Source organism: Paenibacillus radicis (ex Gao et al. 2016) (genome assembly GCF_014641555.1).
GTDB lineage: Bacteria > Bacillota > Bacilli > Paenibacillales > Paenibacillaceae > Pristimantibacillus > Pristimantibacillus radicis.
This window is the reverse complement of record NZ_BMHY01000006.1, coordinates 140,093-154,291: the sequence shown is the minus strand read 5'-3', so window position 1 is coordinate 154,291 and position 14,199 is coordinate 140,093. Positions and strand designations below refer to the sequence as shown.

14 protein-coding genes are annotated in these 14,199 nt (G+C 49.3%); 9 read left to right on the top strand and 5 right to left on the bottom strand.

Annotated features, from left to right (window positions below):
• The first annotated feature begins 14 nt into the window (after positions 1-14).
• The 3 genes from IEX98_RS17040 (at position 15) to IEX98_RS29210 (ending at position 3,388) form a co-directional block, all read left to right on the top strand.
• Positions 15-1,214 carry an MFS transporter gene (locus IEX98_RS17040; RefSeq protein WP_188890416.1) on the top strand — a complete coding sequence of 400 codons (1,200 nt, stop codon included), beginning with the start codon at positions 15-17 and terminating at the stop codon, positions 1,212-1,214.
• Positions 1,215-1,399: 185 nt separating this feature from the next.
• On the top strand, positions 1,400-2,356 hold the full coding sequence (locus IEX98_RS17035; protein ID WP_188890415.1) for a 3'-5' exoribonuclease YhaM family protein: 957 nt from the start codon (positions 1,400-1,402) through the stop codon (positions 2,354-2,356).
• A 207-nt stretch (positions 2,357-2,563) separates the two neighbouring features.
• The gene (locus IEX98_RS29210) at positions 2,564-3,388 is read left to right on the top strand and encodes an HNH endonuclease (protein ID WP_229692237.1); all 825 of its coding nucleotides are present in this window, start codon (positions 2,564-2,566) and stop codon (positions 3,386-3,388) included.
• Positions 3,389-3,525: 137 nt separating this feature from the next.
• Here the strand turns inward: IEX98_RS29210 and IEX98_RS17025 are convergent, their stop codons facing one another.
• The 3 genes from IEX98_RS17025 to IEX98_RS17015 all read right to left on the bottom strand — a co-directional run bounded on the left by IEX98_RS17025 (position 3,526) and on the right by IEX98_RS17015 (position 6,290).
• The gene (locus IEX98_RS17025) at positions 3,526-3,903 is read right to left on the bottom strand and encodes a DUF4190 domain-containing protein (protein WP_229692236.1); all 378 of its coding nucleotides are present in this window, start codon (positions 3,901-3,903) and stop codon (positions 3,526-3,528) included.
• Between the two features lie 81 nt (positions 3,904-3,984).
• Positions 3,985-4,932: a glutaminase A gene (gene glsA, locus IEX98_RS17020; RefSeq protein WP_188890414.1), complete on the bottom strand. Its 948-nt coding sequence runs from the start codon at positions 4,930-4,932 to the stop codon at positions 3,985-3,987.
• 2 nt (positions 4,933-4,934) lie between these two features.
• Positions 4,935-6,290 (bottom strand): dipeptidase, encoded by a 1,356-nt coding sequence (locus IEX98_RS17015; RefSeq protein WP_188890413.1) that lies wholly within the window; start codon positions 6,288-6,290, stop codon positions 4,935-4,937.
• Positions 6,291-6,506: 216 nt separating this feature from the next.
• Here IEX98_RS17015 and IEX98_RS17010 point away from each other — a divergent pair, with 216 nt between their 5' ends.
• The 3 genes from IEX98_RS17010 to IEX98_RS17000 all read left to right on the top strand — a co-directional run bounded on the left by IEX98_RS17010 (position 6,507) and on the right by IEX98_RS17000 (position 8,890).
• On the top strand, positions 6,507-6,920 hold the full coding sequence (locus tag IEX98_RS17010; RefSeq protein WP_188890412.1) for a YkvA family protein: 414 nt from the start codon (positions 6,507-6,509) through the stop codon (positions 6,918-6,920).
• A 283-nt stretch (positions 6,921-7,203) separates the two neighbouring features.
• Entirely contained in the window at positions 7,204-8,013 is an 810-nt protein-coding gene (locus IEX98_RS17005) for a phytanoyl-CoA dioxygenase family protein (protein WP_188890411.1), read from the top strand.
• Positions 7,991-8,890 (top strand): sugar phosphate isomerase/epimerase family protein, encoded by a 900-nt coding sequence (locus tag IEX98_RS17000; RefSeq protein ID WP_229692245.1) that lies wholly within the window; start codon positions 7,991-7,993, stop codon positions 8,888-8,890. Before IEX98_RS17005 ends, IEX98_RS17000 begins: the two co-directional genes overlap by 23 nt.
• A 420-nt stretch (positions 8,891-9,310) precedes the next feature.
• Here IEX98_RS17000 and yhbH read toward each other — a convergent pair whose 3' ends face one another.
• Positions 9,311-10,474 carry a sporulation protein YhbH gene (yhbH, locus tag IEX98_RS16995; RefSeq protein WP_188890410.1) on the bottom strand — a complete coding sequence of 388 codons (1,164 nt, stop codon included), beginning with the start codon at positions 10,472-10,474 and terminating at the stop codon, positions 9,311-9,313.
• Between the two features lie 728 nt (positions 10,475-11,202).
• Between yhbH and IEX98_RS16990 the strand changes: the two genes are divergently transcribed.
• The 3 genes from IEX98_RS16990 to IEX98_RS16980 all read left to right on the top strand — a co-directional run bounded on the left by IEX98_RS16990 (position 11,203) and on the right by IEX98_RS16980 (position 12,653).
• Entirely contained in the window at positions 11,203-11,589 is a 387-nt protein-coding gene (locus IEX98_RS16990) for a hypothetical protein (RefSeq protein ID WP_188890409.1), read from the top strand.
• A 151-nt stretch (positions 11,590-11,740) separates the two neighbouring features.
• Positions 11,741-12,319, top strand: a complete 579-nt coding sequence (locus tag IEX98_RS16985; protein WP_188890408.1) for a hypothetical protein — start codon at positions 11,741-11,743, stop codon at positions 12,317-12,319.
• A 76-nt stretch (positions 12,320-12,395) separates the two neighbouring features.
• Complete coding sequence (locus IEX98_RS16980; protein WP_188890407.1) at positions 12,396-12,653, top strand: hypothetical protein; 258 nt, start codon at positions 12,396-12,398, stop codon at positions 12,651-12,653.
• A gap of 285 nt (positions 12,654-12,938) precedes the next feature.
• Here the strand turns inward: IEX98_RS16980 and IEX98_RS16975 are convergent, their stop codons facing one another.
• Positions 12,939-14,192 (bottom strand): MFS transporter, encoded by a 1,254-nt coding sequence (locus tag IEX98_RS16975; protein ID WP_229692235.1) that lies wholly within the window; start codon positions 14,190-14,192, stop codon positions 12,939-12,941.
• Positions 14,193-14,199 lie beyond the last annotated feature (7 nt).

The following is a 14,199-nucleotide window of genomic DNA, read 5'->3' as shown; positions in this document are numbered from 1 at the left end:
GCGGATAGGACGCTATGAATTCATCCGCATCTTTGACGGCCGCCAGCATGGGATACCGCTCCATAAAGGCGTTTAACTTTTTCGTATATGGAACGATCGCGATTTACAGCACTTTTTTCGCTTTATATTTGCAGTCGCAAGGGATGTCGACGATTGAGATTGGTGCTCTGATGGCAGGAGGCCCCGTTGTATCGCTGATCGCCAATCCGTTCTGGGGTTATTTAAGCGACCGGTTCCGCAACATCCGGCGAATTCTGATCGTCATGCTGATCGGCAATTTACTGGTCATGCAGCTCGTATTTCTCGTCCATTCCTATACGCTTATCTATGCGTGCATGCTGCTCTTTTTCTTCTTTCAAATGCCGCTGTTCTCGCAAAGCAACAGCTTGATACTGAATGCTATAGAAGGGACTGGCCATAAATTCGGCGCATTTCGGCTGTGGGGGTCACTTGGCTGGGCATTGCTAGCGGTCGCTTCGGGACCGGTCATTGGCGGAATGGGCATCGAACGTTTATGGATCGTCTACAGCGTCATGATGCTGCTCGCTATCGCTCTTGCCTTTACGCTTCCGCCAGGCGGAGTACCGGTTGCGGCGCCTCAAGCGGGAACGGCTCCAGTCAGCCGCAGCTCCATGCTCCGCAACTGGCCGTTTGTTCTGTTTCTCATTATCGGTCTTGTCCTGTCTATACCAAACTCGATGAATACAACCTTCGTTGGACTTTATATCGCAGAGCTAGGGGGAAAGACAGGCGTAATTGGCTGGTCGGCTTTTTTTTCCTCGATTTTCGAAATTCCGATATTTTTGCTGCTGGACCGTTATTTGCGTAAAAATGTCCGTGTCATGATGTTATGTCTTGCGGTCATCAGTGTGCTGTATGCGCTGCGCTGGTCTTTGATGGCGGTTGCCGAGAGCCCGCTGCATATCATTTTCATTCAAGCGCTCCATTGCCTGACCTTCGGAGGGTTCTATTATATCGGGACACAGCTTACCGCGCTGCTCGTTCCAGCCGAATTCCGGGCGTCGGGCCAAGCGTGGTATGCCTTAACTTGGGGCGGACTATCCGGCATCGTAGCCGGCTTCTTAGGCGGCTGGCTCTTCGACCGTTATGGCCCGCAGCCGATGTATGCCGCAAGCGGAGTTATGGCACTTGCCGGGGTACTCGGCTTTGCGCTGCTCTATCGATTTTTGCGGGAAAAAACCGCAGTGAAATAAATGCAGCCGTAATCGCCGTTGTCAGCAAACAACGGGATTGCGGCTTTTTTTTGCTGGCGGCTGGCCTTGGCAGGAAGAGAAATGGTTGAGGAACCTTTCAATAAAACCGAGTCACTCCAGGGCATTCCATTGTATAATGGTCGTATAGGTTTAAACCGGGAGAACGGAAGAAGAGAGGAACGACGATGACATTAATTAAACAATTAGCGAGTTCGGACGATTTTACAGGATACTATTTGTTGAAAGAGCTTGAAGTGAAGCTGACTAACGGAGCTACGCCGAAAGATTATTTCGATATCGTGCTCTGCGACGGAAGCGGGCAAATGTCCGCCAAGTTCTGGGACGTGTCGTCCACGGACAAGGAAACCTTTTTCCCAATGGGGCTGGTAAAGGTTCATGGTGTGGTTCAGACTTACCGCGAGAAACTGCAAATCAAAATCGTGCGCATGCGGCTCACGACCGAAGAAGATCAAGTGAATTTGACCGATTTCATCCGTTCGGCGCCGATCTCGCCAAATGATCTTATTCATGCGATCAAGCAAGTGCAAAGCAGCATTGAGGACGAAGAGATTCGCCGCATCGTCGATTATTGTGTTGCGAAGGTAGATGACAAATTGAGTCATTATCCCGCAGCGAAGACGCATCATCACGCTTATTTTGCCGGACTTGCCTATCATATTGTAAGAATGCTGGAAATTGGTGAATTCATCTGCAAGCAAAGACCGTTCTTAAACCCGGATCTCATTAAAGCGGGCATTATTCTGCATGATATTGCGAAGCCGGAGGAAATGATCGCGCAGCTTGGCATCGTATCGGACTACAGCCTTCAAGGGAAATTGCTTGGACATATATCGCTGGCCTCCAGCTGGATTACGGAAGCGGCCATACATAGCGGAATAGATTTGGAATCCGAGAAAGTAATCGGATTGCAGCATCTGGTGCTGTCGCATCATAATTTGGGAGAGTGGGGAAGCCCCGTTCAGCCGCAAACGGCGGAGGCGGTGGCTCTTCATCATATCGACGCCATGGATGCGAAGCTGCAAATGGTTGAGGATGCGCTGGATACGACGCCGGAATCCGAGCCATGGACGCCGTTTATCCGCGGACTGGAGAACAAGCCGATTTACCGGATGAAGCTGTAAGCAGCAATCCGCAATCCGCACCATGATGATTCGTTGAATCATTGTCACACGCCAAGTACGCGCTAACCATGTTTCATGCTACAATGATAAAAAAATCGAGGGGAAGATAGCGGGCAGTAGGCAACATGGGATTGCCCGGAGCAACCGATGGCAGATACCGAACAACCGACTTTGAAATATTGTGCTCATTGTCATGAGCCAAAGCCGATGAACGAGTTTTTGCGCCGTACCGGCCGGCGCTCCGGCACACAATCGAGGCGGGGAGCTTGCCGCTCCTGCCGTAAAACACGCCGCGCCGCAACTGCGCCAGCAACAGTGGAAGGGAAGGCAGCGGATAAAGCGGCTTCTATTCAAGCTGCGCCATCGGCTATTGTCGCGGATGGTATTGCTGCTTCGGCAACAGCGGTTATCGCTGGCCATACGCCGGGGAAAACGGCAGCCGCCAAGCGGAAGGGCGCCAAGGCAGCCAGTAATAATAGCCCGGCTGCGTCCGTTGAAGGTCAAGGTGCATCCGTGCAAAGTGGAGCTCCGGTTAGCTCAGACGGGGGCAAAGCTGCTCCTGCTTCTAATGGTGCTGACCCGAAACGCAGGCCGCGTACCAGACAGGCTTCACGGCAAACGAAGCAGCGCCAGCAGCCGAAGCCCTCTAATCATTCGCCTACCGATACGGCCTTTCTGCGGCCAACTCGTCAAGGAACGATCTGGATGCGCGGCAAAACCGACAAAGGCAGACGCTGGTATCAGGAGATCGATATAGAGCTTGCCATCATTCTTGTTAAGGAGCGGGCTGCTGTCGTGGTGAATCGGCATACGATTCGCAGACTGTTCAGCAACAAAGATTTCCGCAAGCATATATTGACCCGGGACAATTATACCTGTTACTTCTGCGGCGATTACGGCGATACGATCGATCATATGCTGCCTCGGGCTAAAGGCGGGCATACGACTCCCGACAATTGTGTGTGTGCGTGCAATTTCTGCAACCAATCCAAGGCGGATAAAGATCTTGAGGAATTTATGAAAGAAAACTGATTCGGCTGCTCATGCTGTGCCTGAATAGGCCGCTTCGGCCAAATAAAAAAACCGCGCCATCCTCTTTCAGCAGAACCCCCCGTTCTGTAAAGAGCCGCTATGGCGCGGTTTTTTCGTATAAACATTTAATCGCTCAATTAGTTGCCAGCTACGTTATAGCTGAAATTGCTGCTATCATAGCTATCTGCTGCAAAGGCGAAGATCAAGATTAGAATAAGCAAGATAAAGGCGTACATCGCCGTACCGATAATGCTTGTCACCAGACCAGCTATTGCCAGCCCTTTTCCTTGCTCACCTTTTTTCTTAATTTCGCCTAAGGCAAGCGATGAAATAATCATACCGACGATTCCGATAATAAATCCCAGATAAGGTACGATAATTGCGCAAATGCCTAATACGAGCGCCGCAATCGATTTTCCGTTTGTCCGTGCTGGAGGCGTAGGCATCCAGGGCTGGTTCGGATGAGGCGGCTGGTTATAGTTTTGAAACTGCGGTCCATTATCAAAATTCGACAAAAGAGGCGTCCTCCCAAAAGTTGGTATACGAACATTATACCTGCTGTTCTCCCTATTTTCTATGGAAAAATAAGCTGGCGGCTAGAACAGGCTCCAGTCCATCTGCTGAGACATCGTCTCCAGCAACTGAACGCCCGCTATGCTGTTCCCTTTTGCATTGAGGGCAGGACCAATAACGCCGATACCGTACCGGCCGGGCACCATCGATAGAATGCCGCCGGACACGCCGCTTTTGGCAGGAAGACCTACCTGTATGGCAAACTCCCCGGAAGCGTTGTACATGCCGCAGGTCGTCATGAACGTTTTGGCGATTTGGACATAACGTCTTGGAATAAGGTTCTCTCCCGTAATAGGATCAGTACCGTTAAAAGCGAGCACGAGCGCCATACGCGATAAATCGGCGCAGGTTGCATTAATAGAGCAATGCTTGAAGTAGACGTCGAGAACATCATCCACGTCGCCCTCCAGAACACCGTTATCCTTGAGCAGATACCCCATCGAACGGTTCAAATTCGCCGTATCCGACTCAGAGCGATACACTTCGTAATCATAATCAAGTGAATCATTATGAGCAAGCTTCCGGAAAAATTGAAGGACACGCGACGATTTCTCGTCCGGACTGTCACCGCCAATAATGGAGGAGACGGCAATCGCTCCGGCATTGATCAGAGGATTGAACGGGATGCCAGGCCGGACGAGCTCCAGCTTCAGCATGGAATTGAAGTTGTCGCCGGTCGGCTCCATGCCCACCTTGCTGAATACCTTTTTCTCGCCGTTGTCGATGAGCGCCAATATTAATGTAAACACCTTAGAAATGCTCTGCATCGTAAAGGAAAGACTGCTGTCGCCTGCCGTTAAGGTACGTCCCTGTGCATCAATCAGATGGATGCCAAGCGCCTCGCCGGGTGCTTTGGACAGCTCGGGAATGTAGGCGGCTACCCGGCCGTGGGCCGAGCAAGGCTGGCTTGCTCTGACCCATCCGGGTAAATTCTGCTGTAACTGTTCAAATTCGAGTTCGAGTTCGCTCATCCCTATAACCTTTTCAGAAACGCAACGATTGTCAGCAAGCCTTTATCGAAGTTCTCCAAATTGAAATGCTCGTTAGGAGCGTGCAGGTTTTCGTCGGGCAGTCCGAAGCCCATCATAACGACCGGGGCGGAGAGCACTCGCGAGAAGGTCTCGACAATCGGAATGGAGCCTCCGTCTTTCGTGAAGAGAGCTCTCGTTCCATATACTTCTTCGTAGGCATCGGCCGCTGTTTGCAGCACTGGATGGCTAGGGTCCATATTGAATGCGCGGGCTTTCTCCCCAGGTGTCACAGTAAGCTTCGCTCCTGTTGGCACATGCGTATGAAGATGCGCGGAAATGCGCTCCAAAGTGGCGACAGGATCTTGGCTGCCGACGAGACGGCATGTGATTTTCGCATGAGCTTCCTTCGGAATGACCGTTTTCGTGCCCTCGCCCTGAAAACCGCCATAAACGCCATTCAGCTCCAGCGTCGGACGCGCACCTGTACGTTCTACGAAAGTATAGCCTTCCTCGCCGTACAAGGCATCCAGACCTAAATGATTTTGCAGCTTCTCTTCATTAAATTGCTGCTTGGCAAATTCTTCGCGCATCGCCGCGGAAAGCTCGGGAACGCCCTCGTAGAAGCCTTCTACCGTTATCCGTCCTTTGTCATCATGCAAGGAAGCCAATAGCTCGATTAATGCATGAAGCGCATTCGGAACGCCGCCGCCATACGTGCCGGAGTGGAGATCGGTATTGGCCGTTTGAATGGCAACCTCCAGCGAGCAAAGGCCGCGAAGACCAGTTGAGATAGCTGGCTTGCCTTTCTCCAGCAGCGAGGTATCGGAGATGACGACGACGTCGGTCGCCAGTTTTTCTTCGTTCGTCTTCATAAATGCAGGCAGGCTTGGGCTGGAAATTTCCTCTTCGCCCTCGATGCAGAACTTCACATTGACCGGCAGCTCGCCTTCTTGGCGGAGCAGCGCCTCAACGGCTTTAATATGTAGGAAAAGCTGTCCCTTGTCGTCCGTTGCTCCGCGTGCGTAGAGCTTGCCGCCGCGAATGGTTGGCTCGAAGGGAGGTGTTTCCCATAGATGAAGCGGATCGACAGGTTGAACGTCATAGTGTCCGTAGATGAGGACGGTTGGCTTGCCCGGTGCATGCAGATGCTCTGCATAGACGATGGGGTGCCCAGACGTCGGATGCACCTCAACGATATCCATGCCGGCTTCCTTCAGCTTTTGCGCCACCCATTGTGCGGCTTCATTCATATCCTGCTTATGCTCGGAGAGAGCGGAAATGCTTGGAATGGTCAGAAATTGCTTTAACTGCTCCAGATGCTGCTCCCTTAATTGTTGAAAATAACTTTCATAATTCATACGGAACGTACCTCCTTCAATTCGTTAATTCTTCTCTATTGTACTACTTTTTCACCGATTTCTATAATCCGGTCTGGCAAAATAATCGCTGGGTTACTGTGCGTCATGCTGGACGTAAGGCGGGGACGATACTATACCGGAGACGGAAGTCATGGCGGTTTGTTGTGGCCTATAATGGAGGTAATCTAGGAATGAGTTCGGAAGGGGGAGCGCCAGATGCAGCAGATCGTACAGCATCAGCTTGAAGAAGAGGGCAAGCGCCAGCGTGATGAAGAGGTTGTAAAGAAAAAGTTTTGGAGCAAAATGAAAAAATATGCGAGTAAAGTTCCGTTCGCGAAGGAAGCGGTATCGATGTACTTTTGCGCGATAGACGCCAAAACGCCTCTGTATGCCAAAGGAATCGCATTTGGCGCTCTCGCTTACTTTATTAGTCCGATTGATGCTATTCCCGATGCGCTGCTGGGACTTGGCTTTACAGACGATGCAACTGTCATTGCTGCGGCAGTCACCGCCATTGGCAAACATGTGCACGCTGTGCATCGGGATAAGGCGGAACGGTTTTTTTATGGCGAGGTTCGTGAGAGGCAGGAGCGGTCCGATGGATTTCCCGCTGCTCAGACGAATGGTTAAATGAAGAGACGGTTAACTGCGAATAAGGTCAAACGCGGTGAAGGTTAAAATGTAAAATGGCGCATACAGCTCTTGCTGGAGCGCTATTTTTGCGTTGTTGTCGATTTAGGCATCTTACAGTCTATAGGAGAACATCGCTTGCCAGCCATATGAAATAGCAGGATAGTGTGACTTTTTAGCATCTTTCGGCATTCAACCGCTAAGCCTCCTTAATTATACTGAAGTTGTTAGATCGACAGCTTACAGCATGAAGATAAATGAAGAAACAGGAGGCTAGCAGAAGATGACAAAATCATTGCGCGTGCTTACGGAGGAACAACTGCAAGCATTTAATACGGAAGGCTATTTAATTGTAAAAGGACTATTTAGTCCGGATCAGGTGGCCGAGATTGAAGAGGCGTTTGATAAAATCAGCCAGCAAGCGATTCCCGGTTATTTTGAGCCTGAGCTAGGAGGGGAAAGCACCGATCCGCTTAAACGGTACCCGCGTGTATTGCACCCGCATCGTATTGACGAGACGGCGAGGAAATATATGCTTCACGCCCCGGTGCTTGAAGTGTTGGGTGATTTGTACGGTGAAGAGGCGCTGGCCGCTCAAAGCATGTTCTATTACAAGCCGCCGGGCTCCCGCGGTCAAGCGTTGCACCAGGATAACTTCTATTTGAAAGTGGAGCCTGGCAACTGTATCGCGGCATGGACAGCTATCGACGCAGCAGACGAGGAGAATGGCGGTATGCTGATCGTACCGAAGACGAATACCTATGAGATCGTCTGTCCGGATGAGGCAGATGTTAAAGAATCGTTTTCCGCGCATTACGTCAAGCCTCCAAAAGAGGAGAAGCCGGTCCCGGCAATTATGGATAAGGGAGATGTATTGTTTTTCAACGGCAATCTCATTCACGGCTCGTACCGCAATAAATCGAAGGATCGCTTCCGCCGCGCCTTCATTTGCCACTATGCGAACGAATCGGCAACGAAGATCAGCCATTTCTACCGGCCTTTGTACCGGGCGGACGGATCGCAGGTTGAGCTGGAGCTGAACATGGAGGGAGGGCCTTGCGGCATTGAACATGAACTCGTCTACCCACACTGATCGAAATGATGCAAACGCTGCTAGTCCGGCGCCAGCGCTGGATGTTCAAATGTCCTGGTGGACGATGAGCGGTCTTGGAGACGCAGGAAGGGAATGGAGCACGGAAGAGCGGTTCGCCCGCATTGCCGAGGCAGGTTATGACGGTATTAACGGCTTCCTGCCAGCTAAGGAGGAGGCCGGGCAGTGGAATCGGCTGCTTGAGGAGTATGGACTTAGCTTTAGCGTCAACGCTTATCCGAGAAATGCGGAGGATATGCGGGCGTTTCTGCAGGAGGCACAAGCATATGGCGCGGAACGCATCCAGTATGTGAATGCGCAGGTGCTCACCCCATTCGTGACGGGAGAGTCTGCACTGGAGCTGCTTCGGGATATTCAAGGCTTGTCCGCTGAAGCAGGCATACCGGTGTTTGTCGAGACGCACCGAGGCACAATTACGCAGGATTTGATCCGTTCCGCGGAATATGTACGGGCTATCGGCAATTTGAAGCTGACGATCGACTACTCTCATTATGTATTAGCGGGGGAAATGCATCATGTTCCGGACGAAGCGGAAGCGCTGCTGCAGCAATTGCTAGTGCAGACCTCAAGCATCCATGCCAGAGTGTCGAACGGTGAACAGATCCAAGTCGACGTAGGCGAGCATGGTGATCATCCGATGCTGGTTCACTATAAACGCTGGTGGGCGGACGGCATGCGTCACTGGCTGCGGCAGGCTGCGCCGGGACAAAAGTTCCCGTTCGTTTGTGAGCTGGGCCCGGCTTCCTATGCGATCACGACCGACGAAGCCGGAGGTCGAACAAAGGAAATTAGCGACCGCTGGACGCAGTCGCTTTATTTTCAACAGCTGGCTCGTACGCTCTGGAATGAGATTCAGTAAGGAGTTTGTGGTGTTGAGGCAGATTTCTATGCTATGACGCACCGTCAGGTTACGTGCGGGGAACAAGTGTAGTAATGGCGTACGGAGTCATCCCGACTGTAGTGCTTAATCACACGTCGGCTGCCGCCTTGAGTAGTTGGGGCAGAGTGGTATGAGTGGTAGCAGAATAGAAGGATAGACGAATAAGAGGATAGATGGATAGCGATGGATAGATAGGAAAAGCCGGAAGCTGAGGAGCGTTGCTCCTTCCAAGCTTCCGGCTTTTGCGTTATTACCTAGAGTATTCTTATTTGCCAAAGGGAGGTTTATTTAGCTGTGTAGATGCTCGATACCTTTGTATGAAGAAGAATTATTGTTGCGGAGGGTGCGGATTAGGTGCATTTTCCATTGTGTTAGAGGGAGGAGTTCAATTTGTGGAGCTCATCCCGGTACGCCTTCACGTTTGTGGAAGAAGGATTTCAGCGCGTTGTAGACCTCGCCCTTCTCCCGGATGACGTAATACATGAAATGCTGCATATTGATGTGCTTGTAGGCGGACATGAGCGTGCTGGATCGGTTGTATTGATTCACTTCGCCGTAGCCGAACAGGTTGGAGCGTTTGAGCAGCTCGCCGATCAGCTTCACGCAGCGCTCATTGTCGGATGTCAGATTGTCGCCGTCGGAGAAGTGGAACGGGTAGATGTTATACGCGCTGGGCGAGTACCGGCTGTCGATGATTTCGAGCGCTTTGATATAAGCAGATGAGCAGATCGTACCGCCGCTTTCGCCGCGGGTGAAAAACTCCTCTTCCGTTACTTCCTTAGCTTCCGTATGATGCGCGATAAAGACGATTTCCACCTTCTCGTATTGGTTACGAAGGAAGCGGGTCATCCAGAAGAAAAACGAGCGCGCCACGTACTTTTCGAATGAGCCCATGGAGCCTGACGTGTCCATCATCGCTAGAATGACAGCATTTGATTGCGGCTTGACGATCTCTTCCCAGGTTTTGTAGCGGAGGTCGTCGGGGGAAATGCCGTGGATGCCGGGCTGGCCGGAGGTTGCGTTGCGCCGGAGATTTTCCATGATCGTCCGCTTTTTGTCGATGTTGGACATGATCCCTTTTTTACGGATGTCGTTAAATCTAATTTCAGTCGTCTCCAGCTGATCCCTATCCTTTTGCCGGAGAAAAGGCAGCTCCAGCTCCTCGAACAGCATTGCTTCCAGTTCGGCCAGACTGATTTCCGCCTCTATGACGTCCTCGCCAGGCTGATCGCCCGCGCCTTCGCCTTTTCCGGGGCCTTTGGCGGCTTGCGGGTCGACCCCAAGCACGTCGCCGACTTGGCTGTCGCCGTCGCCTTGCCCGACATGTTTATTTTTATTGTAGTTGTACACGAACCGGAATTCGTCAAGGCTCCGAATCGGCACTTTAATGACCTGCTTGCCGTCAGACATGACGATGCTTTCCTCGGATACGAGATCAGGCAAGTTTTGCTTGATCGCTTCCCGTACTTTTTGCTGATGCCTGGCCTGGTCTTGATAGCCTTTACGATGCAGCGACCAATCCTCCTGAGAAACAACAAACATTCTATGATCCGCTGAACCCATTTCGGAGCACCTCCTTGCGAGAATGTATGGTTATTATTTAATGTATTCAAGTCCTCCCCGGATATGTGAGGCAAAAGTTGCCCGATTCTAGCAATCTCTTTGTCGGGGGAGATAGATTAGCAGCGTCACTCTGCGAAAGTTGCAGGCAGGCGAATACGATCAGACAGGGGGGAGAGCAGGATGGAGAAGGCAAGACAGGCAAGACAGATCAAGACAGACCAAGACAGGCAAGACAGGCAAGACAGGCAAGACAGGCAAGACAGACCAAGACAGACCAAGACAGACCAACAAAGAGAGGCAAGCGTTTTACACAAACTGCTCACCTTTACTCGCGCAACATCGTGAGATTCCGACTTTCAAACAAATAGGAGATGTTTTTTCTTTATTCGGAATTTGATTTCTCCTGTTGTGAACTTTTCGACCTATAGAGGCGAATTGTCAGGAAAGTAGCTGATTTTAAGGAAATCTTTTCATTAGTAAAGATAATGGTTTCCGATAGAGGTGGTAAGTTGTGCAAATGGGATACAGCGGCGAAAGGTAATGGGACGTTGGTGAAATAATTGTAATAAACAACCTATCAATTCAAGATGATATCTTGTATTAATAGGTAATACTTTACTATTTTCAAGGCGGATGATCCAATGAGGGTGTAGCGGAGTAAGAACTAAAAAATCCATTAAAGTGTGTATTTATATACGCATGCGTTTTTTACAGAGAGGGGTGAAGGCATGAAAAGATCATTATTAGTCCTCTTATTTATTTCTTTAGCTGTTTTTTCTGTAGCTTGTGGTAAGCAGAATACGAATGAAAAAAAGAGTATGAATATAATTGAAAATTTCAAATCAAACATAGAGGTTAGCAATGATGAGATTTTTTATGGAAGATGGAAAATAACTGGAGAAATTGCAAGTGGAACCGTTACTTCATTAGATAATGAAGAAATTGATTCCTATATAAATTATGAAATAACGTATACTGCAAACGAATTGAAGACGAAAGAGGCTACTCTACGGACACCTTATTATCAAAAGGTATTAATATCTGAGTCTCAATTTTTTCAGGAAAGCTATGTAAGGCTGGATGACATTGAATTAATAAGGATTCTGTTACCGTAGTGGATGTGTTTAGTGACGAATTGATGAAAAATTATTGGTTAAATACAGGTGGCACTTTTTTACTAACGGATGACAGGGATAAGCTAATATTATATTTGGGGAACGTGTATTTTACGATGGAAAGAATTAGTTTGGAGGCAGGGGAACCTAATTGAACGAAGCGTTAGCTATTATTTATAACTTCTTTCCTAAGGGAATTGCATTCGATGATATTAAGTATACAACCAGTAAGGAATATGCAAGATTATGTAACAAGAGAAGCGAGTTTGAGGGGGAAAGCAAGTTTTTTGCGAAGGAGATTCAGCGAACATTACCTAACTATGCAGTTGTTGATTGGACGAATCTGGCCGAATATAATTGTATGCAATTTAAAGTTTTGATTTTGGAAAACCAAAAGATTATTGATGATGATATACAATTAATTCAAGCTTTAGGTGGAAGTCGAATCGATCTAATGCTTTATGTGAGTGTTCTTGGCGATTTTTATTACTATTATTATGTTCAAACAAGCTATCATGATGGAATTTGGAAATTCAAGGATCATCTAGTGAGAAATGAAGAAATGAAACGGATTAGTAGCAAAATTGAATTATTAATGAGTGGTAAGAAGTTAATAAAATTAGAGGATATAATTTGCAAACATGTAGTTCCAGATTTAGAAACAGAGCTATTAAACTTCGGTGAGGTAACGATTTTTAATTGTCTTTTTACTGAAATAGAGACAGTATGAACATCCGTAAGTATGAGAGAGGCTGGAGTGGAAAATGAGTGTTAGTCATGATAGTCGAAAGGGAGACAAAATTTATGTGATCGAGGGATTTATAGCTAAACCCTATTTTGACGAAGAAGATAATTTTGATATTATGGCTTCTACAAGGTTAGACGTCGGAGATTCTGTTGAGTATATTGATTGGTATGATAAATATGTTGGTGATAACTTATATAAAAATATTCAATATAAACATCACATAACAGGGGAAATTCTGGGTGCAGTAGAAACTTATTTTGTGACGGAAGAAGTTTGGAATGGGCTGCTGGATTACTTTAAGAATAGTGACGCTTAGCAACTATAGTCAAAAACGTAGGAGTTACTGATACATAAAGGACGCAGAGCGAAGCAACTTCGCAATTTAACGAAGACAACTTCGCTGGAGGAAGGTTTGAAAGTCAGTAAAGTGAGTATAGCGAACTTAATTTCGCACTTCGTGAACCTAAGTTCATGAGTAGCGAAATTAGGTTCGCTATTTGCTGTAAAGGTTAGTTTTCACTGGATATAGAGAAAGCAGGTTCGCTGATCAGCGAACCTGCTTCGTTATCTAGCGAAGGGAGTGGAAACACACGCCGCCGCCTTACAACAACTCCCCGCGCTTATTCATATACCGGTACAGCATTACAGCGACAACGGAGCATAGCAGCGCGCAAGCGGCGATAAACCCGTATCCCGCCTGAAGTCCGGCGGCTAAGCCTGCGTCCGGGCTCGAGCGGAAAAAGCCTTTGAACAGATCGGTAATTGCCCCGATCAAGAAATTCCCGATGACGCTGGCGACGCCCATCATCGTGACGGTGAACGTAATCGCCGTCTCCGTTCCATTCGAATACCGCTTGGCGAGCAGCGCCATCACCGTCGGATAGATCGGGGCGATGCCGATACCGGCCAGAGCGAACAGAAAGGCGCCGGATTCGCCGGCGACAATAGCTCCTACCGAGCAGAGGCCCGACACGGCCGACAGTACGATAATCGATCGCGTGTAGCCGAATCGATCGGTAAGCGGCCCAAGCAGCAGACGCGCCAGCATGAAGCAGAGGAAGAAGGCGGATAACATCGCTGCCGAAGCGTCGCTGCTCCAGCCGTATACCTTTTCCAAATAGTTAACCAGCCAGCCCCCTACTGCAAGCTCTGACACGACCCCGAAGGACAGCATGCCGACGATCAGCCATGCCGCACGGTCTTTGATAAAGGACTTGAGCGACAGCCGTTCCTCCGGCTTCATCTCGTCTCCCGGAACGCGTGCGAATAGAGCAGGAATCATAGGCAGCACGGACAGCGCAAGCACAAGCGCGTACATTCCCCGCCAGCCAAGCTCCGAGCCAAATAGCTGCACACCCATAAGCGATGCGGCTAACAATGGTGCAACCATGGAGCTGAGACCATAGAAGAAATGAGAGAGGTTCATCATCATGCCGGTATTGCGGGTGAAAATCCGGGCCGCCAGTATCGCAAGTGCGATCTCCAGCAGGCCATTGCCGATATACATGAAAAAGTAGGATAAGGACAACGTGGTATAGTTTGCCGCCCAGTAAATGAATAGCCCGGATAAAGCCATCGCTGCAAACGCGATAATCGTTGTCGTTTTGACGCCAAACCGTCTGGCCAGCGCGCCAGTAAAGGTGCAAGCGAGCAAATAACCGAGTGAGTTTAGTGCCAGCAATAGGCCGATTTGCATTTCACTTAATGAGAAATCGGACTGCATGCGCGGAATCGCTGGGCCTTTAACATTTTCCGAGAAACCGAATATGAGAAAACCGCCGAAAACGACGGCTAGCAGCAGCGAGTAGTTGCTCAGCAGCTTGCTTTTGACACTTGCCTTAGTTTGTTCCACCACCGTAAAT